This is a genomic window from Mesorhizobium sp. dw_380 (assembly GCF_018588885.1).
GTDB lineage: Bacteria > Pseudomonadota > Alphaproteobacteria > Rhizobiales > Rhizobiaceae > Mesorhizobium.
This window is the reverse complement of the sequence record NZ_JAFFIW010000027.1, coordinates 46,700-70,443: the sequence shown is the minus strand read 5'-3', so window position 1 is coordinate 70,443 and position 23,744 is coordinate 46,700. Positions and strand designations below refer to the sequence as shown.

The window sequence follows — 23,744 nt, the reverse complement described above, 5'->3', positions numbered from 1 at the left end:
GGGTCGTCCCGGCCCTTACACGCGCCTACAGATAAAATAACGATCGGCGGGCTCCGAAGTCGGCGGCGGGAGGCGTTGCAGCAGCGGGTGATCGAGCGGCGTGCCACTGACCGCGAAGCCGCCGACGCGAAGCAGGCGCGCAATCAGATCGGGAAGCCAGGTAGCGGTCACTGCATCGCGATCGTCATAGCCGGTGCCGATGTCGGCATGAACAAGAGCGGCGTCGATGCCAATGAACTTGCGGCCCGTCTCGCGTATTTCGCCGAGCACGAGGTTTTCAGCTTCGGGAATTGAGCTGGCGTGTGCGCCAACTTCGCGGTCGAACACCACGATCCGGCGCCCGGGCAGAAGCTCGCGCAGATGGTGGAACGTCCGGCCATTGCCGAGGCCGAGCTCGAGCACAAGCCCCTCCATCTTCGCCACCTCGGGGCAGATTTGATTGAGAATGTCGCGCTGTGCGGTCATCCTGCTGATGAAATTATCGAGGCGACTCATATGCGATTGTATGTCCTGAACCAGCAGCCCCGATCGAGGCTCGCTGCATATCTCGCTGCATATAGAGGCGAACGAGGAACCCTGCAATAACGCAACCGGCCGCCGGCGAGGATCGTACCGGGTGGAATAGGCGGCCGGGCACGCGGCGGAACGGCGATCTCACTTGTAGGGGTCTGCGGCGTCCCGTAAGCCGTCGCCGAGGAAGTTGAACGCCAAGATGACGAGAATGACGGGGAGCATCGGCAAAAGCAGCCATGGATAGAACGCGATGACGCTAACGCTGCGCGCCTCGGTTAGCAGGATGCCCCAGCTGGTTGTCGGTGGCCTCAGGCCCAGCCCAAGGAAGCTCAGCGCGGTCTCGCCCAGGATCATGCCGGGTATGGAGATCGTCGCCGTCGCGATCAGATGCGACATGAAGCCGGGAATGAGGTGCCGCCGGATAATGCGGCTGCTGCTGGCGCCCATCAATTGCGCGGCCAGAACGTAATCCTCCTCGCGCAAGGCTAGAAGCTTAGAACGCACGGCGCGCGCCAGTCCGGTCCAGTGGAGCAGACCGAGGATGACGGTGATGCCGAAATAGATCAGGATTGGACTCCAGGTTATCGGCATGATCGCCGCCAGAGCCAGCCATAGCGGAATGCTGGGGATCGATTGCAGAACTTCGATTATCCGTTGAACGATCAGGTCGAAGATACCGCCGTGATAACCAGCCAGTCCACCTATGACAATGCCGAGCAGGAAGCTGAAACTGATGCCGACAAGGCCGATTGTCAGTGAAATGCGTGCGCCATAGATGATACGCGAGAGCACATCGCGCCCCAGCCTGTCGGTGCCGGCCAGAAAGAGCTGGCCGTTTTCGGCAGGACAGACAAAATGCCTGTCACCTTCGACCAGGCCCCAGAACCGGTAACTGTCGCCCTTGCAGAAGAAACGAATCCGCTGAACATCATCCTGTTTGTCGATGTAGTTCCGCTTGAGTGTGTCCATGTCCAGCGTCATCTGGCGACCATAGACGAACGGCCCGACAAGCTTGCCGTTATGGAACAGGTGCACCCGCTGCGGCGGCGAATAGATGTAGTCCATGTTGCGCGTGTGCAGATTGTAGGGCGCCAGGAACTCGCAGATCAGTATCCCGAAATAGAGCGCTGCCAGAAATATGCCGGATACAAGGGCAAGCCGGTGCCGTCGGAATTTCCACCACATCAGCCGCAACTGCGACGCCTGAAAGACCTTCGACTGCTCCGCCGTCATCGCCTCGACTGATTGCAGGTCAAAGGGCGCGATGGAAACGTAGTGTTGCAGTGGGGCACCCGGAGCGGGCAGGGGCGATTGCTTGTTCATTTGGTGCTGCCGCCCTGCAAACGAATTCGTGGATCAAGCAGCGCCAGCGCCAGGTCGGAAATCAGGACACCGATGACCGTCAGGAAGGCGAGGAACATCAGGAAAGACCCTGCCAGATACATATCCTGGCTTTGCAGCGCTCTGATCAGCATCGGCCCCGTCGTTTCCAAAGACAGCACTATCGCGGTGATTTCGGCACCGGAGATGATGGCAGGCAGGATAGAGCCGATGTCGGAAATGAAGAAATTGAGGGCCATGCGCAGCGGATATTTGACGAGCGCCCTGAAGGGATGAAGGCCTTTGGCGCGCGCTGTCACGACATATTGCTTGTGAAGCTCATCGAGCAGATTGGCGCGCAGACGCCGGATCATGCTTGCCGTGCCGCCGGTGCCGATGATCAAGACCGGGATCCAGAGATGGGCGAGGATCGACTTCGCCTTGGCCCAGCTCATCGGCTCACTGAGATATTGCGGGTCCATGAGATGGCCGATGGAGGTGCCGAACCAGATATTGGCGAAATACATCAGGATCAGTGCCAGCATGAAATTCGGAATGGCAAGGCCGAGAAGGCCGAAGAGCGTAAGGCCGTAGTCGCCCCAACTGTATTGATGCGTGGCGGAGTACATGCCGATCGGAAAGGCGATGAGCCAGGTGAAGATGATCGTGACGAAGGAAACCAGCACGGTCAGCCACATTCGGTCGCCGACGACGTCGCGAACCGGCAGCTCATACTCGAAGGAATAGCCGAAATCGCCGTGCAGCATCCCGCCGACCCAGTAGAAGTAGCGAATGACCGGCGGCTGGTCGAAACCATATTCCTTGCGCATCATCTCGATGCGATCGGAATCCACCGCTTCGCCCTGGGCCCGAAGCTCGGCGACATAGCTGTCGAAATAGTCCCCCGGCGGAAGTTCGATGATCGTGAACACCAGCGCCGATATGATCAGCAGCGTTGGAACCATCACAGCGATGCGCCAGACAAGATATCGAAGCACGCTCAGGAGCCTCCAAGCCAGAATGTATCCGGCATGTAGACACCGAAATAGGCGGTCGGGTCATAGCCGTAGAGCGCCTTGTCAGGCAGATTGCGCAGCCGTGAGGACGCCAGAACCGGCTGATGCGTTCCGTTCACCGTGCCGATCGAAAACACCTGATCGGTGTAGATCGACAGCATTGAGTTCCAGATTTCGGCGCGCTCCGTGGCTTCGGTCGATCCGCTCCAGCGCTTGAGCAAAGCCATCAACTCGACCACTTCAGGAAGATCGGGCGCCTCACCCATCTTGCCATGAGACAGATAGTGAGCGCCCCAGAGCGGCCACTGCAATTGGTCATCGATGGTGGGGGCCAGCTGGTACGGGTTCATGTCGGCGGTCGGCACGCCATTGTCGATGCCAGACCACATCGACATCATGATCTGGCCGCCAAGCGCGCGGCTGCGGAAGATGTCGCGCTGCGAAGTCCGGATGAACAGGGCGATGCCGATCTGGCGCCAGTGATCGGTGATGAGTTCGAGCGCGTCAGTTTCCAGCGTACTTTCGCCGGCCGTTTCCACGATGATCTGCGCAGAGCGTCCATCGGGAAGCATCCGCAGGCCGTCATCGTCACGTGCCTGAAGCCCGACCTCATCAAGCAGGGCATTGGCCTGGTCGGGATCATGGGCGATCCAGGCTTTCGCGAATTCCGGCCGGTAGAGCGGGCTCTCCGGCAAGACCGTATCGGCACTTTCCTGCGCCAATCCGTAGAACACGGCCAAATTGATCTCGCGCCTGTCCACAGCGAGCGAAAGTGCGCGGCGCACGCGCACGTCACGCAAAAGGCCACGCCAGACCTGGTCGGCACAATTCAGATTGGGCAGCAGCGCCAGCCGTGAACCCTGTGTGCGTTTCCACAGACGCATCTTCACCGGGTAGCGCTTCTCCGCGTCCTTCAGGAAGGAGTAGTCGCTGAAGTCAATTCCCATGCATTGCAGGTCGCTCTCGCCCGCACCGGTCTTGGCGGAGATGATCGCCGACGAGCTGACATTCATGATGATCCGGTCGACATAGGGCAGTTGCCGGCCATTCTCGTCTATTCGATGAAAGAACGGGTTGCGCTCGAAGATAAATTGCTCGGCCGGCGGCTTGGTCCGGTTCTGCCAGGGATCGAGCGTCGGCAGTTCCGGGTTCTCCGGGCGATACTGCCGCGACATGCGGATATGCAGGAGCGTCCATTTCTTGGCCCGGTTCTCCTTCATCAGGCCGGCGAGCCGGAATGGATCCTGATATTTCTTGTGGAACTGCTTGAGATAGGCGGCCGGCAGAACAAGCGATAGCGGCGAGGCAGCAGCGAGCTTGGGCAGGAAGTCGGGATTTGGCGCCTCCCAACTGTAGCGGACCGTCAACGGGTCGACGATCTCGAAGCGTGGCGGCTTGCCATCCGCCAGCAGGCCCGGGGCAAGCCCGCCTTGCGAAAGCTCATCGTTGAGCCAGACATCTTCCCAGCAATAGCGAAAATCCTCCGACGTCAACAGGCTGCCGTCAGACCATTTATGTCCTTCCCGCATCTTGAAAGTGAAGACACGATCATGCGCTACGTCGAAACTTTCGAGAATGTCGGGTTGCATGTTAAGCTTTTCGTCATAGCCGACCAGGCGAGCATACCCATAGATCGTCATCATCCGGATATCTTTCTGGCTGCCGATGATCGTGCGTAGCGTGCCCCCATACTCGCCGGGCTGCCGGCCCATCGCAGCGAGATTCAATACGCGCGGGCTCTTGGGCAGGCGTTCGGCGAGTGCGGGCAGCGCCCTGGCCTTCAGCTGCGGCTGAAGAAATTCCGGCTCCAGATCGCCTGCATGCAACGTGCCCGGCAGAAATGCCGAAGCCATGAGCCCAAGGACGGTGCGCCGGCTGATCAAGGACGTAGCTCGCTGACATCGGCCGAACGTCGGGCCAGCACGAGGTGGCCGCCGCCAAGATCGAGCGGCGACAGCATATCCTCGTCGCCCTCGTCGCGGAATTGCGGTCCCCATGCGCTGGTATCGGAAGCGCCGCTGAGCTTCAGCGTCTTGAAATCCATCGGCCTGTCGAGATCGGGAAAAGGTACCGCGGCGACCAGTGAGCGCGTGTAGGGGTGGACCGGTTTCCTAAGCAGAATTTTGCGCGGGGCAAGCTCGACGATACGCCCGCCGCACATCACCGCGATGCGGTCTGCCATGTAGTCCACCACCGCCAGGTTGTGGGATATGAATAGGTAGGTCAGGCCCAGTTCCTTCTGCAGGTCCTTCAGGAGGTTCAGGATCTGCGCCTGGACAGAGACATCGAGCGCCGAAACCGGCTCGTCACAGATCAGGAGTTCAGGCCCCAGCGCCAACGCGCGCGCGATGCCGATACGCTGACGCTGCCCGCCGGAGAAACTGTGCGGATAACGCTTGATGAAGCGCGGATCGAGCCCGATGGCCTGCATAAGGCTCTTGACCGTGGCTAGTCGGGACGCGGCATTGCCCCGTTGATGGATTTCCAACGGCTCGCTCAAGATGTTTTCCACCGTCATGCGAGGTGAAAGCGACGAAACCGGATCCTGAAAGACCATCTGGATTTTCGCACGCAGCCGGCGCAGGGCGTCTCTGTCGCCTCCCAACACGTCGATCGGTCCATCGCGGCCATTGAAGATCACAGAGCCGCCGCTAGGCGTGACAGCCCGCATGAGCATCTTGCTGACGGTGGTTTTTCCGGAGCCGCTTTCGCCGACCAGACCCAGGCACTCACCCCGCCTGATATCAAAGCTCACGCCGTCTACGGCGCGAACAGAGGTTTGATGATCCCCGCCGAACCATCCGGATTTGCGGATGGTGAAGGTCTTTTTCAGATCCCTGACCGATAGCAGGATGTCGTCCGGCCCTTTCGATGCCGGCGCCGTCTGTTTGCCGAGCAGATTCCCGACATTCACCGGCACATCGCGGAGCGCCTTTAGCCGTTCACCAGGCTTCAGGTCGAAATGCGGAACGGCTGCCATCAGGCCCTTCAGGTAAGGGTGACCTGGCCGGCGGAATATCGCCTCGACAGGTCCCGCTTCCATGATCTCGCCATGGTAGATGACCACCACCTCGTCGGCGACATTGGCGACCACGCCGAGATCGTGCGTGATCAGCAGCATCGCCATGTTCAGCTTGGTCTGAAGCCCGCGCAGCAATTGCAGGATCTGCGCCTGGATGGTGACGTCCAACGCCGTCGTCGGCTCGTCGGCGATCAACAGGGCGGGCCTGCAGATAAGTGCCATGGCGATCATGGCGCGCTGACGCAATCCTCCCGAAAGTTCAAACGGATACATGTCATAGGCGCGCTTGGGATTGGGAAAGCCGACGAGGCTGAGCATTTCCTCGGTCCGCGCCTTGCGCTCCACCCGGGCCATCGGCGTATGAATCTGCAGGGATTCGCTGACCTGGTTGCCGATCGTGTGCAGCGGCGACAGCGATGTCATTGGCTCCTGAAAGATCTTGCCGATGCGGCTGCCTCTCAATGCCCGGATTTCGGGTCCATCACGCGGCATCTGCAGGATATCCTGCGTCGTGCCGGGCTTTTCAGGATCGGAAAACAGGATACGGCCGCGAACATGGGCTGTGTTCGGCAAAATGCCCATCACTGCCTGGCTCAGAACCGATTTTCCGGAACCTGACTCGCCTACAAGCGCGGTAACCTTGCCGGGCAGGACGCGAAGGTTTGCACGCCTGACGGCATGCAACGGTCCACCGATAATGGCAAAAGAGATGCCAACATCTTCGACCCGCAGCAGATCAAGGCCTGAATTCATTCTCACACCAGCCCCACTCCTGGCGGCCTGCCTGGCGGCAGACCCAGAAGGCGAGACTAGCGCATTGCCAGCCTAGAGCAACTTGGATTCGAAACGGTCGCCAGTAGCGAATGCGGCGACCGGACTGCTTACCAAAGGCGTTCGGATCAGATTGCGGCGGGCTACTGGAGCTTCCTCGGGTCGCCCGCCGACAGCCGTGCGGCATCGCGATGAAGTAGCATCACCTGCTCGGCCTCCGATCTCCGGTCGTAAATCGGCTCCAGCGCACCGTCTTCATCGAGTGCGCGAGCGCCCGACAGATCGGGTGAAAGCACCGTCAGCTTCTGCTTGATCCCCGCCAGTTCCTCATTGCCGAGTGTCAGCCAGCTGTTGGCGCCGCAATAGCTGGCGAAGTCTTTGCTGGCGAGAACGCTGTGCGGATATTTCTTGGTCAGGGTCTGGAGGCGCTGGACCTCGTTTACAGCCGAGCCGAAGACAGAGAATGTGAGCCGGTCGGTAAGCCCGACATTGCCGAACATCACGTTGCCGACATGGAGGCCGATGCCAAATTTTATGTCGGACAACCCCTTTTCCTTTCTTCGCAGATTGAGATCTATCACGCGCGTAGTGGCCTTGTGCGCTGCCGCAAGAGCAGACTGGCAGGCGATCTCGGACTGCGAGCGGTGCCTTTCGCAAGGGTAGACGGCAATGAAGCCATCCCCTATGAAACTCATGATCTGCCCGCCTTTGCGATTGAAAGGTGCAGCAATGGCATCGAAAAACTGGTTCAGCGTATCGATGTAGATTTCGCGGCCGGAGGTTTCGGCAAGCCTTGTCGACCCGCGCATATCGGCCATGACCAGTGCGGCCCGGATTGTATCGCCCTCGCCGCGCTTGATCTGGCCGTCCAGCACGCGCCTGCCGGCGTCGCCGCCGAGATAAGTGGTCATCATGTTGTCGGCCAGCTTGGTGAGCACCGCCATTTTGGCTGCGATAGCGAGATGGTTTTGGATACGCAGCAGCGCCGAAATCATGCTGTCGCTGAAACCTGAAGCACTGTCGGTGGACCAGGACCCTATCATGCCCTGACTGGTATTGCCGTTGAAGGGATGGACGAAAGCCATGTAATCGGTCACGCCCATAAGCCTGAGTTCATCGAAAACAGGAAATTCCGACGGCACCGACGGGTCGAGCCGGCGCCGCAGATGATCGAGCTTGTTGCTGAGCAGATGGTAGTATGGGCTGGTCAGGAATCTGTCAGAATGAACGCCGTCCTCTTTGCGGAAGCCTTCCACTTCCATGCCCTGGCCGCGAAGCCAGGTGAAGCCAAGCGCGTCATAAAGCGGATGAAGCATCGAAAAGCTCAAATGCACCCGCTTCAGCGGTAGGCCGGCAGCAGCCAGCCGTTCACAAAAGCCCTTTACCAATGTTTCCAGGTCGTTGCCCGCCAGCGCCGACTGAGTCAGCCAATCGGCAACCCTATCCATGAGAATAGTGGAAATTTCTGTTTGCGCTGTGCTCATGCCATCTCGAAACCCGTCGAAGACGGAGCCATTATCCTTTGATCCGCCATAACACAGTCCGCCAGCGACCCAAAGATACCCCGAAGTCAACGAGGCCGGCTTCGGCGGCAAAAGTGACGAAGAATTTCTACCCTTGCAGCCAACGAGCAGGCGTAACTGCGTCTAACTCCTGTGGCATTAGGTGGCGAGACTGCCGGCGAAGTGCAATCCCGATCCTGACATCGGGCAAAAAATTCGCCGGACCAGACCCCGTCAGGCCTTCACCACAGTCTCTCGGGCCAGCCCGAGGCGGCCAAAAACATTGCGTGTGTCGACGATCAGAAGGGCGTGATCAGCGATCGCCTGATAGTCGATCGCGTCATGGTCGGTTGCAACGACGACAGCATCGAAATCCTTCAATGCCGCCTCGGTCAATTCGACCGAGCGGCGCCCTTTGATCGCCATATGCTCCCGTGTGGTCGGGATCTCGGTAACATGCGGATCATGGAATTCCGCCTTGCCGCCCCATTCCTCGATGAGTTCAATGAGCCGCAATGAGGGGCTTTCGCGGATGTCGGGCACATTCTTCTTGTAGGCGAGCCCGATGATGAGAATGCGCGAGCGGCTGAGCGCCTTGCCGCAACGCCGGTCCAGCGCCTTTGCCAGTTCATCGACCACATGACGCGGCATGGCGGTGTTGATCTCTGCAGCCAGCTCGATGAAGCGGGTCGGCAGTTCGTACTCGCGCGCCTTCCACGTCAGGTAGAAGGGATCGATCGGAACGCAGTGCCCGCCAAGCCCGGGGCCAGGATAGAAAGGCATGTAGCCGAAGGGCTTGCTCTTTGCCGCCTCGATCACCTCCCAGATGTCGATGCCCATCGCGCCGAGCACGACCTTCAACTCGTTGACGAGGGCTATGTTGACCGAACGGAAGATGTTTTCCGTCAGCTTGACTGCCTCGGCGGTTGCCGGGGTGGAAACCGGAACGACGGTTTTGACCACGCCCTGATAGAAAGCCCGCACGAGCGTCGCCGCTTCAATGCCGTCGCCTGCCACGACCTTGGGGATCGTCGCGACTTCAAAGTTGCGGTTGCCGGGATCCTCGCGTTCGGGCGAGAAGCCGAGGAAGAAGTCTATCTTCGACTGCAAGCCGGTTTCTTCCAGTATGGGCTTGATCACGTCGTCGGTGGTGCCGGGATAGGTGGTAGATTCCAGAACGATGAGATGGCCGAGACGCAGATGCTTTGCGATGGTGCCAGTCGTGTTCCTGACAAAGGAGAGGTCCGGCTCACGGTTTTTCGTCAGCGGTGTCGGAACGCAGATGATGATGATATCGCAGACGGACAGTTCGGCAAAATCCGCAGTGGCGCGGAACCGTCCGCTCGCGACGTGGCCGGCAAGCGCTGTCGACGTCACCGCCTCAATGTAGGATTGGCCGTTGTTCAGGCTCTCGACCTTCTGGACTTCGATGTCGAAGCCGGAAACCGGGAAGCCGGCGCGTGCGACCGCAATTGCCAGCGGCAACCCGACATAGCCCAATCCGATCACGCCGACTTGCGCGGCGCGCGTCGAGATCCGGTTCAGCAGACGGTCATATGCCGATCGTGAAACGTCCAAGAATTTGCTTTCCCGTCAATTCGGATAGGCTGGCCGCTCCCATGGCGCGGCTTACCATGGTCCCAGGAACCATGGCCGAGGCATATTGCGGAAAATGGATTCCCGCAAGCCGTCATCAGACCGGCAACTTCGCCTTCAAGCTTGCGGCAGCCATCGCATAGCCGCCGGCGGCGCCATCTATGAAATGAACGTGATCGCGCTGCAGCGGCGAGGCGACGAGGCATGTCATCAAGGCCGATTTCTGGCGCTGCAGGCCATAGTTGCAGATGCCCGCCTCCTCCGCCTGTTTCAGCCGGTTCTCGATCCGTTGCAATACATCCGCGTCAACGTCGATGGTCATCTTGAGGCCGTCGTCGAATTTCCGGAAATCCGAATTGCTGGCCACGTCGCGTTTGTAGATTTTCGGATCGAAACTGCCGATCGTCCAGCCAGATCTATCGGCGACGGCCGTAAGCGTCATCAGGAACACTATCCACAGCTTCGACAGCCATCGCCGTCCTGCCGGCGCCGTGGCGCGCGCCTCGATATCGAGGCCGGCGGGCACCAAGCTGTAGCCCGGCCCGTTCACTGGCACCGGGTGGCCATCGCGTTCCTGCCTGCTGGCAAGGGCGATGATATCGGAAGCCAGAAACTGAAAACCGCGTAAATCGCGCGACGCCCCCGGTATGGCTATGATCGAGACGATTTCGCCATGCCGGGTTTCGATCGGGTTCCAGCGGCAGGAGAGGCCGGTCAGATCCGGCCGCGCGCCGGCCGGCGCAGGATCGATGCGGTAGCGCCCCGCTTTCATCTCGGCTTCCGCCCAACTGCCGCCACCGCCGGCGAACATGGCATAGAAGACCGCATCGGAGGCTTGGAACCTTGCCACGCGAACGTCGAGGCCTTGCGCTCGAATATCCTTTATCGGCACGATTGCGGCACGCAACGTCAGGTCCAGTTCTTCCGCCACCCATCTCTGGACAGCCGCCAGCGCGTTGCGGGTGATCTCCACCGCCGAGCCGGGAAACGCCACGAGCGCCCCGTCGCCGCCGAAGACAAAGGGAAGATCTTGCCGACCCAGCGCATTAAGCAGCGCCGAAATGACGCTGGCGCCGGCCATATTGACGGTTTTATAGCGTCCAGTCTCGATCGCCTTGGTCGAGCCGACAATGTCGGCGGTGGCCAGCGCCCAGCCATCGGGGAGAGGCCGATAGTTGTCGATATCGGCAACGCTTTCGAATTTTGCGAAGACCGGCAGAGAAGCGACAAACGGGTCGGACGCGGCAGCTGTTTCCATGAGCATCAGATAGCACATTCCACTGCTTGAAGGTGAAGTCGATGATGCTTCGAAATTGACTTGCGCATCCTTTCCGATGATAGGGTCGCGCGATGCGAATTGCCTTCTACGCGCCGCTGAAGTCACCCAATCATTCCGTTGCCTCCGGCGACCGCCAGATGGCACGCACGCTAGTCAAGGCGTTGGAGCTTGGAGGACACAGCGTCGAACTGGCATCCGAATTGCGCTTCTATCTACGCGAACCGGAGCCGATAAGTTTCGATGCGCTCAAGATAGAGGCCCGACAGGAAGCCGCGCGGCTGACCAGGCTTTGGAATCGTGACGGCAAGCCCGATCTATGGTTCTGCTATCATCCCTATTACAAAGCGCCCGACCTGATCGGGCCCGAGCTGGCGTCGACCTTTGCTGTCCCATATGTGACAGCGGAAGCTTCCTATTCGAGGCGGCGCAATGCCGGTTTGTGGGCCGATACGCAAGCGTTGGTGGTGCGAGCCGTCGAACAGGCAGCGCTGAATATCTGCTTTACGCAAAGGGATCGTCAGGGACTGGCTGATGCGATACCCGACGTCGCTGTTGATATGCTGTCGCCCTTTATCGACACATCGGTATTCCAGGAAATGTCGGCACGAGGTTGTCCGACGCGCCTCGTTGCCGTTGCCATGATGCGCCCGGGCGACAAAGTCGAAAGCTATCGCATGCTGGCGCAAGCGCTCGGTCTGATCGGCCACCTGCCCTGGACCATGTCGGTGGTCGGCGACGGGCCTGCCCGTGACGAGGTCAAGGCGCAATTCGCCGGCTTGCCCGCCGACCGTATCGAATGGCTTGGCGCGATTGAGCCAGCCGCCGTGCCGGATGTACTCTATGGTGGAGGAATTTACGTTTGGCCGGGCTACGGCGAGGCCTATGGCGTGGCCTATCTTGAAGCACAGGCCGCCGGCCTTCCGGTGGTGGCTCAGGACATCGCCGGCGTGCCGGAGGTCGTGCGAGATGGCCAGACCGGGTTTCTCACCCCGCCGGGCGACGTGGCGGCGTTCGCTTCTGCCATTGGAAGGCTTCTGGCCCGTAACGACGAAAGAACCATCATGGCCGCGGAAGCCAGGCGTTTCATCCTCGAAGAACGTTCCCTCGGCGTTGCAGCGGCGCGTCTGGCCGACCTTCTTCCGAAGGTCTCGGTTTCATGACATCCGATCAGATCTGGCAGCCCTTGGTGGAAGAACTCGCGTGCCGGCAACGGGCGGGCCGTAAGGCAGAGTTCTGGCTGCGCGATGACGATGCCGTGGATCCGACGCCCGCACTTGATCGGCTGCTCGACCTCACCGGTGAATTCGCGGTTCCGGTCACTCTGGCCGTCATTCCGGCCCTCACTGATGAGAAGCTTGTCGCCCGGCTTGACGAGGCGCCGCATGCCACGGTCGCCATCCATGGCTGGGTGCACCGAAATCATGCGCCCGAGGGTCAGAAAAAGCAGGAACTCGGCGCCCATCGGCCACGCGAGGCGGTGCTCGATGAACTGGCTGGCGGGCTGTCGCACGTAACCGGCCTGCACGGCGCGCGCGCCGTTCCGATGCTGGTGCCCCCCTGGAACAGGATCGACGCCGGCCTGGTATCCGACCTTGGATCGATAGGATTTGCGGCATTGTCGGTCTATGGGCCGCCGAAGCCGGCTTCACTGGCGGTCATCAACAGCAATGTCGACATCATGGATTGGCATGGCACGCGCGGCTGCCGCGATCATGGCCTATTGGTCCAGGCTATCATCGCGCACTTGCAGCATGCATTCGACGACGAACCGGTCGGCCTGCTCACCCACCATCTCGTACATGATGAATCGGCATGGCTTTTCCTCGAACGGCTGTTCACAGTCACTGCACGGACTGAACCCTGCGCGTGGGTTCCAATCAGGACATTGATCGGGCGCTGCGCAGGTAGAGGAAAATAGCTCAGCCCTTTTTGTGCAATGAGACTGGAAATTCGAGGGTCTGGCCATCCCGCGCGGCAAAAGCGCCGGCAAACCTGTCTTTGGCCAGTTTCTCGATCTCATCCAGTTCCTCGTCGGTGCGTGTCGCATCGTGGTGAAACAGCGCAAGCCCTCGCGCACCGGCCGCCCCACAGAGTTTGACGCCCTGTTGCCATGTAGAGTGCCCGTTACCGCGGCGGCGTTCCATTTCCTCCTCGGTGTAGGTGCAGTCGTAAATGACGAGGTCGGCATCTTCGATCAGGCCGAGCACCGCGCGATCGAGTTTGTCCGGCTCGTGCTCAGTGTCTGTGATCACCGCCACGACGCGGCCGCCCCATTCGACCCGGTAGCCGATGCAGCCGCCTGGGTGAACAAGACTGCCCGTCCGGACCACCACCCCTTCGCGCGGCCGAAGCACATCTCCGGGCACGAAGTCGCGGCAGTCGAGGCTTGCCTTGCAGACCTCCAGTTTCACCGGAAACCACGGCGGCCGCATGAACTCATCGACCATCTGCCGGGTCGTCATGCGTCCTGCAAGATGCCCGGACCAAAGCGTAACCTTGACGCTCCGGTCGTAGATCGGCGCAAAGAACGGCAGCCCGATAATGTGATCGTAGTGGCAATGGGTGAAGAGCAGGTCGAAATCGGTCACGCCCGACGTCCGAAGCGCCCCGCCAGCAGGCCGTAGGCCAGAGCCCGCGTCGAACAGAAGCGTATGCTTACCACATCGCATCTCAATGCAGCTTGTGTTGCCGCCATAGCGAGAGAATTCTGGCCCCGATACCGGAATGCTGCCGCGCACACCCCAAAACCTGACCAGGAAAACGTCGTCGTCCATGGTAGCCCCTTCGCAGTTCCCGTCGCTCATCGTAGCCAAACAACTGCTGCTAGAGCAATTCCAGGAAAAGTTTGAACCGGTTTTCCGTCCGGAATTTGCGTCAAAACAAGAGGCGAGACTGGTTTCTTCCAGTGACCTTCTCAGCAAGAGGCCAGTGCTACCACGACGGGGAGGATCGACCGCACGTCATTGGCTATTTGGCGCTTCGTGCGTCGATCAGATCCGCGGTGGTATGGCTTAGGCGATCGGCAAGAACCCGCAATATCTCAATAGTCATTTCCGGGGACTCCTTCATAAGCCTCAGGAAATGATCCTTGCGGATTCTCAAGGCTTCCAGCTGACTTGCCGCTCTGACGGTGGCAGTGCGGGAGCTGTTGCACAGTATGGCGATCTCGCCAACAATCGAATTTGGCACCATTTCGGCTACTTTTATCGGTCCGCTGTCGGAATCGACCAGAATATCGGCCCTGCCTGAAAGGATGACATAGGCGGCATCTCCCTCGTCGCCCTGCCGGAAAAGGATCTGGCCCGCGCTGTAGCTCACGCGATCGGATGTGAACGCAAGCAGTTTGAGCTTTGTCAACTCGATGCCAGAAAACAAGGGAACGCGTTGCAGCATTCCAACTTCATCCTTGAGCAGCATTGTCGCAAACCTCAAAATTCGCGTTTGCCAGACTAGAGCAACGGGCGTCCAGATGGAATTGATTCCGTATCCGAGACGTCGCTCTACGACACCAGTTCCTTGAAGATACCGTTCCCTGCCAAAAGTGTCTCGTGTGTTCCGTCTTCCACCAATTGACCCGAGTCGAAGACGATAACGCGATCGAACATCATCGCCATTGACGGATTCGTCACGACCCACACAATTGCCGGCGAATGGCCGTCGCTTCTGGCTTCCTCGAGCACGTTTCGCAGCACCTTATCCTGCATGCGTTGGTCGAGCGCCGACAGCGGCCGATTCAGAATGAGAAAATCGGGACGCTTGAGCAGGGCTCGGGCAACATCGAGCTTCTGTCGCTGTCCACCGGTCAGCCGCCTGCCACCGGCGCCGACGTTGAAATCCAGGCCGACATTGAGAAGTTCGCCATAAAGCCCCAATTCGTCAAGAATGTCATAGAGGATGGAGCGTATGCGGTCCGGCGCGTCGGGATGATTGTTGCCCACACGTCCGAACAGAACGTTGTCCATGACGGTGGCCGCGGCAATGTACTTGGTTGGATCATACCGTTCGATCGCGTTGTGCAGCTCGGGCGGCAGGTTTTCATAGAACCGGTTGCGGGCAGCGACGATCTTGCTCATCAGCTCATCGCTCAGCAGGCCGAAGCGGTGCCGGGGCTCGATATAGGCAAAGCTCAAGCTAACGATCATGGCGCGGTCGTTCTCCGAAACCGCCTCGTAGGGACGGTTCTTGAGCCGTTGCAGCAAGGTTTCGTAGGCCGGTATCTCCTCGGCGCTCATGAAGGCGAGCTGCTGGAAGAACTGGTGATCGGGTGGCAGGTCGGCAAACAGCTCGATCGCCTGTTCGGCGATTTCCATGCCCATTTCGTAGAGCGTGCGGTCGAGGCCGGCTTGCTTCAGCACAGAAGCAAAATAGGGGTTGGCCGCCAGGGCCCTGTCGGCCAGTTCGGGGCCGGCGGCAGCGCCGAAGAGCAGGTTCTGGCCGATCGTCGCTTCCTTGTTGTAGGCGCCCGGTTCGAAAGGAACCACCAGTCCGCTCAGCCCTTCCTGTTCCAGCCGGGTTCGCAGCGCCGCACGCAGTTCGACGATCCGCCTGGCAAGCTCCGTGTGACGCTTGAGGTCGGCCGAGGAGCGCAAGCCAAGATCCAGAATGTCGCGCGACAGAACAACCGCGTCGAGCACCCGGCGCACGGCTTCAAAGAGGTCGTGCGGGCCGGTGGCGCCGGCGGAAGCATAGTTGATCCAGTCGCTATGGATATCAAGATCCGGATTGCCCGACCGGCGTGCCTCATCGATGTTCCATCGGTGCTGGTCTGCCGCGGCACCGTCATAAGTCACCGGTGTCAGCGGCGCATGCTTCAACCCGTATAGCAGGTTATCGCGGAGGCTTGCCTGGAACAGGAAAACATCCGAAGAGGCATAGGACATGCGCCGTCCGGTCACTGCTTCGGGGAGTTCAAGCAGGTCGTCGGCGCCCGAAGCGATCTTTCCGCTGTCGGGCCAGTTCAGCCGCGCGAAGGCTTCTGCAAGCGCTTCGGCTCCACCTGTTGCCGTACTGACCAGCGCCACCGTCTCACCCGGCTTCACCTGGAGGGAGATACGGTTGAGGAGCATTGCACCGCCGTCGTCTGCTATGGACAGACCGATCGCCGACAGCGGCTTGGTCATCGGATCGGGATCGTCGATCGTCAACGCGCCGATTGCCGGCGCGATGAGACCCTCGACGGTGAACTGTTCAACGACCTGCTGATACTTGACCTGGACATCCTGCCGATCCTGATCCCAGTCGATCAGTTCCTTCATCGGTCCGGGCAAGTCCTTGTAGGCGCCGATCACGGCCACGAGCTGGCCGACGTCCAGCCGCCCAAGGATGACCAGGTACCCGCCGATCATGTAGAACAGAAAGGGCGTGAGCTGCGCGAGAAAATTGTTGAGGAACTTTACCATGAATTTCCATTGGTAAAGATCGAAGCGGATCTTGAAGATGAGCCCGAGCCGGGCAGCTATGTCGGCGCGCTCATAGTTTGATGTATCGTGGACGTGAACCGCGCCGATGCCGTCGACGATTTCGCCAACCCGGCCCGAAAGTGCGCGCGCCGTCAACTGCCGTTGGCGCCCGAGGACGATCAGCCGCCGCCGCATCCGCGGGATGAGCACGATCTGGATCACCACGATTACGACCGCTATCATTCCGAGCCAGACGTTCTGGACCATGATGAAGAGCATGGCCGTCAGCGCCTGGCCGCCGAGCAGTACCGGCTGCAGGAAGGCATCGCCGATAAAGCCGCCCAGCGGCTCCACCTCGTCCTTCACCATGGTCGCCACTTCGGCGGATTTCACCCGCTTGAAATAAACCGGCGGAAACCGCAGCACACGATCGACCAGATCGAAGCGGATACGCCGCAGCATGCGTTCGCCGAGACGGCCCTTGTAGGTGTTGATGTAGAGTTTAAAGAGGCCGTTGATGACGACCAGCAAGAGAAACACAAGGCTCAGGGCAAACAGCGTCGCTTTGCGGCCGAGCTGAAAACCGGAGAAGATCAGGACCTCGCCAATAAGCGGCAGGTTATAGTGCAACCTCATGAAGGGCAGGGTCGCGCCCGGTTGCTCGAACCCCTTGCCCTGGATTGGGCCGTTGACGATCAGCTTCGGGAGGTCGAAGGACATGAAATACGGGATCATCGAAAGCAAGACGATCATCAATATCCAGATCTGCTGCTTCCGGGTGTGCGTCCAGATATAGCGGGCTAGGCTGGGTTCCATATGCGACTGTCAGTTTGAAGGATGCAGGAGGTGAAAGCACCTGCTGGCAAATGATGTATCGGCAATGTCTTCGTCGCCAGCGCCAGGCTCGCAGCTGCAACTGGGAGCCTGGCGGATGGACGCCGATCGTCCGGACAGATGCAACCGGCCCCCTTCGCCACCGTGCGATGGCAAAACGGCTTGCGGCATAGTCTCATCCGCAAGTCGAACAGCCTTGCGTGAGGCAATATTGCGTTGTGTCGCCCGAAATCCCAACATAGAAGACGAATATGATGGATGTCACGCAGCCACGCAATGCCGGCATGGACGGGCGCGAGCAAGCCCTGGACCTCACCCGGGGAATTGCTGCCTACGTTAACCACCCTCTCGTGGCAGGGCTGGCGCGCGTCATCGCCAAGCATCCGAAGGCCGACATCGCCAACGCCTTTAACCACAAGCAGATCGCCTGCAAGATGTGGGCGCTCGATAGGCTGTTCGAAAGCTGCGGCGGCCGGTACGGGCGCATATGGGTTCTCGGTGGTTGGTATGGCGTATTGCCGGCAATGCTTTTCAACGACGCCCGCTTCGACATCGCGGCGGTCGATAGCATCGACATCGATCCCGAAGTCGCGCCGGTCGCCCTGACCCTAAACCGGGAAGCCGGCGACCGGTTCCGGGCGCTGACGGCAGATATGTACGCACTCGACTATGCGGCCGGGCGTCCCGACCTGACGGTCAATACGAGCTGCGAACACATAGCCGATCTCAGCGCCTGGCTTGCTCTGCTTCCGCAGGGCACGAATGTTCTGCTGCAATCGAACGATTATTTCAGCGAGCCGACGCACGTCAACTGCGTGGCGTCACTGGCAGCCTTCGAAGCAATGGCGGCGCTACGGGAGATGCGGTTCTCCGGCGAACTGCCGACAAAAAATTATACGCGCTTCATGCTGATTGGAACTGTCTAATGCATTTCGCCCAAAATTGCGTAGCGGTTTTGGGACATGCATAAAAACAAGGACTTGAAGCGCGTCGCACGAATCTCACCAGACGCGACGCGCACTGAGCAATTCCAGGAAAGTGTGAAACGGTTTCCCGTCCGGACTTGCGTCAAAACAAAGAGATAGAGCGGTTCTGCGTTTCCGTGAAACGATGAACCGCTTTAGGATCCATCGTCTGTTTGATCATGGGCTTTTCTGAAACCGGGCCCCATTTTTAGGGACCATGATCGATACCGGTCGCGCAGGATTTGCGCTGAGTGACGCGCGCCTTCCAGATCGAGACGATGCGCGGATGGTCCCGGTGCCACAAGCGCCTCTTCGATCGCTTGCGCCAAACCTTCAGGCGTTAGGTCCTTTTCCATCACAACCGTCGCAAGACCGAGTTCTTCGAGCATCAGGGCGCGAACCGTTTGTTCTGTTTCCCCGCCGGCTGCAAATGGGACGAGCAGGGAGCGACAACCCGCGCGCAGGACATCACAGACCGTGTTGTAACCCGCCTGCGAGACTGACAGGCGGGCGCCGGTCAGCAGGCTGGCGAAATCCTCGCGGAACCGGAAGATGGACAGGCCCGGCGTGGCATCGCGTGCGATCGCGTCAAACTCGTCTTTCGGCAGGTTTGGGCCGGTGATCAAACACCATTTCCAACCGTTGTTGGCATTCCGCGCCGCCGCGATGGTGGACCTGACAAGGCTCTTTCCGGCAGCTCCGCCGCCAACAGACACCAGAACGTCGAAGCGCTCGGAGGCCGCGGGCGATGGCGGCGCGGCAACGAGTCCCGTGTAGGTGACCTCGGCCTTGATCGCCCCGGCCAGTGGAAATGTCTTGTCGACGGTTGCGAAAGCCGGGTCGCCGTGGACCATAACAAGGTCGAAATGCTTGTTGACAAGATCAATCGTTTCCTCGTTTCGGCCCGGCTTGAGGCGCTCCTGAAGTATATCACGGACGGACGTCGCCAGCAGCGGTCTGGGCGACGTCGCCTCGATGGCCTCGATCAGCGGCAAGAGTTCGAATCGCATTTGCCGGCGTCCAAATGGAAACGCCTCGACAATCACGATATCAGGCCCGCAATCCCGGTATGCCTGAAGCAGCATCTCTGAACGCCGTTTCTTGAAATCATCGTCGATGGGTATGCCCTGCGGGTCGACAAGTCCGGAAAATCCTTCATCACCGGAGGTGACAGGTGGCAGGGTTACAGATTTTACCCCCAGTCCCGGAAACCCGGCGACCGGCGCTCCGCCGGTCACGACGGTTACGTCAAAGCCGTCATCGACCAGAGCCGCCGCGACGCGGCTGGTGCGTGCGAGATGGCCGATACCGAGCAGGTGCTGGACATAGAGGAAGGCACGCAGCTGCTTCAATCGGCGACCCGCCACTCGCGCTCGAACAGTTCCTTGAGCTGTCCAATGCTCGCCATATGATCGAAATTGCCGCGCACGTGCCGCTCCGCGGCGTCGCCGAGGCGGGCGCGCAGCACGGGATCACGGATCAGGCGCTCCAGCGCCTGTGCAAGGGCAATTGGGCTATCGGTCGGTACCAGCAGCCCGGTTTCATCCGACGATATAAGCTCCGGCACACCAGAAACATCGGTGGACACGCAGGCAAGCCGCTGGCTAGCTGCCTCCACAAGAACATTTGGCAGACCGTCCCGGTCGCCATTTGCCGTGATCCTGCAGGCCAGGGCGAAGATGTCCGCGCAGCGGTAGTGCTCAAGCACCTGCTCCTGCGCAAGCGCGCCTTTCCAAGAGACGCGATCATCCAGTCCGAGCTTTTGCGCCAGCGCCTTGAGCCGTTCCAGTTCCTCGCCGTCGCCGATATGCTCGAAACGCCAGGCCAAATCGCCAGGCAAGAGGGCAAGGGCCTCCAGCAAGGTATCGTAACCTTTCTTTTCGACGGCGCGCCCGACACTCAGAACGACAACCGGTCCGCCCGGCTGCGAGCCGTCATGCTGTTTTCGCGCCTCGCCGAAACTGCCGAAGCGATGAAGGTCGAGCCCATGATAACTCAGATGCACAGACGAGTTGCCGTTCGCAAGTTTTTTCAGACGATCGAAGCCGGTCTTCGTACAAGTGACCGTCCAGCGCGCCGAGGAAAGCTTGCCAGCCAAATCCCAGTCCGCCGATGTCCAGATGTCCTTGGCATGGGCTGAGCAGCTCCAGGGCAGGCCACGAAGCTGGCTGGCATACCGCGTCACCGATGCCGGCGTGTGCACGAAATGTGCATGCAACCATCCCGCGTCTTCCGGCCATTCGGCCGCCAGCACGAGCGCTTGCCCGAAGCGGCGTGCGCGATTGCGCGTAAAGTCGCGGGGGATATCGGCGGCCAGCGATCCGAGCGCGCGCCAGAAGCCCGGCCGCGGCAAATAAGCAAGAAGCGAGCGAAGCACGCGTAGCGGCTCCTCGTGCAGATATTCCGGCAGGTAGTGGACGGGCGCTTTGATCTCGTCATGCACGGGATGGCGTTTTGCGTCGGTCGGCCGCCTGAGTGCGACGAGTATCAGGGCGAACCCCGCACGTTCCAGACCGAGCAGTTCCTGCGCGATAAAAGTTTCCGACAGCCGCGGATAGCCCTTCAGAACCACGACGATCTTGCGATGTTGCAAGTCAGTTGATTCCTTCAATGACCGAAAGGTGATGGCCGGCCCGCCGGTCGAGCAGTTCCGCGACGATCTCGGAGATATGAGGCAGCCCTTCGAGCGTCAGATGCGGATTGCTCTGTGATGGGCGGGGCCGGTCCGGCAGCGCCACCAGTGCATCGGCAAACCGCTGGGAATCCTTGGCTTCCTCCGGCAAAAGCATCTCGATGAGGCCGAGTTCGGCTGCGCGGCGAGCGCGGATCAGTTGTTCCTGGCGGGGCTCGATGCGCGGCACGATCAGCGCCGGCTTGTCGAAAGATAGTATCTCGCAATAGGTGTTGTAACCGCCCATCGCCACCACCGCCTTGGCGCCGGCAATTAGGTCTTCCATGCGGTTGTCGAACTCGATGATCTTGATGTAGGGGATCTTGGACCCCTTCTTGAGCAGCTTGTTGCGCTTGCGCGCCGGCATGTAAGGCCCAAGCACGATCAGCGCCCTGTGCTGCAATTGCGGATCCTGCTGATAGGCATCGATGACGTCGTGAATTAATTCGGCGCCGTCGCCGCCGCCACCGGTGGTAACGAGGATATAGTCGCCCTCGGGCCGGTGGCCGGGCAACTCGTTCCGCTGCAGGCTCCGTTGCAGGAAACCGACGAACCTCATCTTTGCCCTGACAGCCGGCGGCACATCCAAGCCGGTCAACGGATCGTAGAAATCCGGCGGGCCATAGGCCCAGACCTTGTCGTAGAACAGGCCTATCTTGCGCATCACATCCCTGCGCGCCCACTCTGCTTCGAGCAGGTGCGGCGCATCCATCACCTCGCGCAGGCCAAGCACCAGCGTAGTGCCCCGTGTCTTGAGGTAGGACAGCGTGTCCTCAATCTCACCGCGCAGGCCGAGCGGTTCCTTGTCGACGATGAAGATATCCGGCCGGAAGGTCTCGGCTGTGTGGCGGATGATCGACTGGCGCATCCTTAGCGTCTCATGCAGATCGATGTCCTTTTCCAGCGAGGTGTACTCGCCGTTGCGCAACTTGATGACGCTGGGGATCTTCACGAAGTCGACGCGAGCGCGGTAGTCGAAGGCGCCAGCGATGGTCGCACCCGAAATGATAAGCACCTGAAGTCCGCGGAAATCCTCGACCAGCGAATGCGCGATAGTCCGGCAGCGCTGCAAATGGCCGAGCCCGAACGTGTCGTGGCTGTACATGAGAATTCGAGCGTCTTCTGCGTGATGGGTCATTGTTGAACGTCTCTTAGAATTCTCGCCTTGAGGACCGTGAGCGACGCGCCGGCTTCGAAACCATCCTGGTTTTGAAAAATGAGGCCGCCATTTTCAATCTGTATTACTTCTGTGGAATGCCTGTCAGATCGGCTTTCTGATTGCCTGAGTCCGAAACTTGATGGATTAACGAATATCGCCTCGGCGGGAGCGGGCCGAGACTCGCTGTTGTTGTTTTGGGATGGATCGAAGGGGAAAGTGGTATCCAAAAGATCGGCAGAAATCATCCCTCCTGATTCCAATAAGTTCCGGTGTCTCCGAACTCCATTGGTTTCGGAGCGGTGAAGGCGAATTCCGCTATCCTGCCCATATAGCCAATTGATCGGTCGCCGGGCGTCGCACGGCCATATTGTTGTAGAACTCATTTCGCGCGCCATTGCTCTCGGTCTTGGGGGACCAAAGGTGCTGCCCATCAATCTCTTGACGGGCGGTCTGATTGTGATTCACCGACCAGAACTGAGCCATCTGTCGCCCAAGCTAGCCGGAATTTCAGCAAGAATCGAGTGGATGCCAGCGCTCACAACGCACCGCCCGCAGGAGGGCCACTCTCCCAGGTCGCCGGCAGGTCATCGGCATCTGAAAGGTTGCGGATCAAGTGTAACTAGGGCGGCCGGCCATTGGCCCTGCAAAGTCATCGTCTTGCCTTTCTCCAGCCGGCCGCCTGTGCCTCGGCTTCAGAGCAGAACCAGCGCTCGCCTTTGCCGGGCGTGATCACTGTCTGGCTGTAATATTCCTGGCCAGGCAGATGATAGATGCGCTCGCCGGAATTGACGCTGATGTTGCCTTTGATATTGCAGCCAATGCCTAGAAGACCGAACAAGCCCCTCGATTGCTCGTTGGTTTCCACCTTGTCGGCGTTGGCGGCTCGCCAGTCCCAGGGCTGGTCAAATCGCCCCTGCCATAGGCCACTGTGCGCAGCCTTGGCAGTGGCCTGCTCGGTTGCGAATGCTCCCTTCGAATAGCGCGGCCAGTCCAGAGCGAGGCCCTGTTCGACAAGCCACCTCTGCACGTTTTGCCGATCGGCTCTCCAGCAATCGCCGACAAGCCGTCCGTATCGATCGCGATCGACGAAACTGCAGTAGAGCGGCCGCGACGCAGCCAAAAACTCGTCTAGGGCCTGGGCAGCTTGTTGACCGCAGGGGTATTCGAAGCCCTTTGCATCGTTGCAGTATTGACGGCTCTCTGGCGCATCAATCCCGTTGAAGCGGATGCGCTGGCCGGCGATCTCGATCGTATCCCCGTCGATGACCGAGGCACGCCCGCCCATTGGCGCAGGCAAAGGCTCGAACCAGGTTGACGGCAACACCGTGCCATTGGTGCTTAAATACTGTGTGGCAAAGGCGGCGGCAGCGGCCACTGTGAGGAAGATCAGCCGCATGGGCGCACTGGAACGCCGTCCAGCGCGCTTGCGCCACCGGTCTGCCTGATCGGCAGCAATGTGAAGCTGGCGTTTGCCCACGTCCCTCTCTCCCCGACGGGAGGATGCGGCCGTTTCGATAAAGAGTCCAGAAGCGGCGCCCTCTGTGCCAAGGCAGGCCTCAGAAGAGCATGGTTCTCATTTGAGGACAAAGTAGAGCGGGACGAGCATTGCGAATGCCGCGACACCAGTGAGGAATAGGTCTGTGGTCATGAGCCCCCGCTCGGAATTCCATGGCCACACTGACACAACTAATTTAGCT

The 23,744-nt window shown here is 59.9% G+C and carries 19 protein-coding genes; 3 read left to right on the top strand and 16 right to left on the bottom strand.

Annotated elements, in window-relative coordinates; genetic code table 11:
* Window positions 1-15 precede the first annotated feature (15 nt).
* The 8 genes from JT360_RS23030 to JT360_RS22995 form a co-directional block, all read right to left on the bottom strand.
* The gene (locus tag JT360_RS23030; protein WP_214474362.1) at window positions 16-495 is read right to left on the bottom strand and encodes a class I SAM-dependent methyltransferase; all 480 of its coding nucleotides are present in this window, start codon (window positions 493-495) and stop codon (window positions 16-18) included.
* 159 nt (window positions 496-654) lie between these two features.
* On the bottom strand, window positions 655-1,836 hold the full coding sequence (locus JT360_RS23025; protein ID WP_214474359.1) for an ABC transporter permease: 1,182 nt from the start codon (window positions 1,834-1,836) through the stop codon (window positions 655-657).
* Complete coding sequence (locus JT360_RS23020) at window positions 1,833-2,831, bottom strand: ABC transporter permease (RefSeq protein ID WP_214474358.1); 999 nt, start codon at window positions 2,829-2,831, stop codon at window positions 1,833-1,835. The genes JT360_RS23025 and JT360_RS23020 overlap by 4 nt, the downstream gene beginning before the upstream one ends.
* Before the next feature lie 2 nt (window positions 2,832-2,833).
* On the bottom strand, window positions 2,834-4,732 hold the full coding sequence (locus tag JT360_RS23015) for an ABC transporter substrate-binding protein (protein WP_214474357.1): 1,899 nt from the start codon (window positions 4,730-4,732) through the stop codon (window positions 2,834-2,836).
* Complete coding sequence (locus JT360_RS23010) at window positions 4,729-6,624, bottom strand: ABC transporter ATP-binding protein (RefSeq protein WP_214474356.1); 1,896 nt, start codon at window positions 6,622-6,624, stop codon at window positions 4,729-4,731. Before JT360_RS23010 ends, JT360_RS23015 begins: the two co-directional genes overlap by 4 nt.
* 161 nt (window positions 6,625-6,785) lie before the next feature.
* Window positions 6,786-8,126, bottom strand: a complete 1,341-nt coding sequence (locus JT360_RS23005; protein ID WP_214474355.1) for an adenylate/guanylate cyclase domain-containing protein — start codon at window positions 8,124-8,126, stop codon at window positions 6,786-6,788.
* A gap of 252 nt (window positions 8,127-8,378) precedes the next feature.
* Window positions 8,379-9,722, bottom strand: a complete 1,344-nt coding sequence (locus JT360_RS23000; RefSeq protein ID WP_214474353.1) for a nucleotide sugar dehydrogenase — start codon at window positions 9,720-9,722, stop codon at window positions 8,379-8,381.
* Window positions 9,723-9,837: 115 nt separating this feature from the next.
* Window positions 9,838-10,998 (bottom strand): DUF3095 domain-containing protein, encoded by a 1,161-nt coding sequence (locus JT360_RS22995; RefSeq protein ID WP_250889013.1) that lies wholly within the window; start codon window positions 10,996-10,998, stop codon window positions 9,838-9,840.
* A 92-nt stretch (window positions 10,999-11,090) separates the two neighbouring features.
* Here JT360_RS22995 and JT360_RS22990 point away from each other — a divergent pair, with 92 nt between their 5' ends.
* Together JT360_RS22990 and JT360_RS22985 are read left to right on the top strand one after the other, a co-directional pair.
* Complete coding sequence (locus JT360_RS22990; protein WP_214474347.1) at window positions 11,091-12,179, top strand: glycosyltransferase family 4 protein; 1,089 nt, start codon at window positions 11,091-11,093, stop codon at window positions 12,177-12,179.
* On the top strand, window positions 12,176-12,937 hold the full coding sequence (locus tag JT360_RS22985; protein WP_214474346.1) for a polysaccharide deacetylase family protein: 762 nt from the start codon (window positions 12,176-12,178) through the stop codon (window positions 12,935-12,937). Before JT360_RS22990 ends, JT360_RS22985 begins: the two co-directional genes overlap by 4 nt.
* Window position 12,938: 1 nt before the next feature.
* Here JT360_RS22985 and JT360_RS22980 read toward each other — a convergent pair whose 3' ends face one another.
* The 3 genes from JT360_RS22980 to JT360_RS22970 all read right to left on the bottom strand — a co-directional run bounded on the left by JT360_RS22980 (window position 12,939) and on the right by JT360_RS22970 (window position 17,234).
* Window positions 12,939-13,793 carry an MBL fold metallo-hydrolase gene (locus JT360_RS22980; RefSeq protein WP_214474343.1) on the bottom strand — a complete coding sequence of 285 codons (855 nt, stop codon included), beginning with the start codon at window positions 13,791-13,793 and terminating at the stop codon, window positions 12,939-12,941.
* 193 nt (window positions 13,794-13,986) lie between these two features.
* Window positions 13,987-14,436 carry a cyclic nucleotide-binding domain-containing protein gene (locus JT360_RS22975; protein WP_214474341.1) on the bottom strand — a complete coding sequence of 150 codons (450 nt, stop codon included), beginning with the start codon at window positions 14,434-14,436 and terminating at the stop codon, window positions 13,987-13,989.
* Between the two features lie 83 nt (window positions 14,437-14,519).
* On the bottom strand, window positions 14,520-17,234 hold the full coding sequence (locus tag JT360_RS22970; protein ID WP_214474339.1) for an ABC transporter transmembrane domain-containing protein: 2,715 nt from the start codon (window positions 17,232-17,234) through the stop codon (window positions 14,520-14,522).
* A 269-nt stretch (window positions 17,235-17,503) separates the two neighbouring features.
* On the opposite strand from JT360_RS22970, the gene JT360_RS22965 reads away from it, so the two are divergent.
* The gene (locus tag JT360_RS22965) at window positions 17,504-18,178 is read left to right on the top strand and encodes a class I SAM-dependent methyltransferase (protein ID WP_502845486.1); all 675 of its coding nucleotides are present in this window, start codon (window positions 17,504-17,506) and stop codon (window positions 18,176-18,178) included.
* Between the two features lie 194 nt (window positions 18,179-18,372).
* On the opposite strand, the gene JT360_RS22960 is transcribed toward JT360_RS22965, so the two are convergent.
* The 5 genes from JT360_RS22960 to JT360_RS22940 form a co-directional block, all read right to left on the bottom strand.
* Entirely contained in the window at window positions 18,373-19,569 is a 1,197-nt protein-coding gene (locus tag JT360_RS22960; RefSeq protein WP_214474337.1) for a glycosyltransferase family protein, read from the bottom strand.
* On the bottom strand, window positions 19,566-20,810 hold the full coding sequence (locus JT360_RS22955) for a glycosyltransferase family 4 protein (protein WP_214474336.1): 1,245 nt from the start codon (window positions 20,808-20,810) through the stop codon (window positions 19,566-19,568). The genes JT360_RS22960 and JT360_RS22955 overlap by 4 nt, the downstream gene beginning before the upstream one ends.
* A 1-nt stretch (window position 20,811) precedes the next feature.
* On the bottom strand, window positions 20,812-22,026 hold the full coding sequence (locus JT360_RS22950; RefSeq protein WP_135901635.1) for a glycosyltransferase family protein: 1,215 nt from the start codon (window positions 22,024-22,026) through the stop codon (window positions 20,812-20,814).
* Window positions 22,023-22,292 carry a hypothetical protein gene (locus tag JT360_RS22945; RefSeq protein ID WP_214474335.1) on the bottom strand — a complete coding sequence of 90 codons (270 nt, stop codon included), beginning with the start codon at window positions 22,290-22,292 and terminating at the stop codon, window positions 22,023-22,025. The genes JT360_RS22950 and JT360_RS22945 overlap by 4 nt, the downstream gene beginning before the upstream one ends.
* Before the next feature lie 404 nt (window positions 22,293-22,696).
* Window positions 22,697-23,524, bottom strand: a complete 828-nt coding sequence (locus tag JT360_RS22940; protein WP_352128152.1) for a thermonuclease family protein — start codon at window positions 23,522-23,524, stop codon at window positions 22,697-22,699.
* Window positions 23,525-23,744 lie beyond the last annotated feature (220 nt).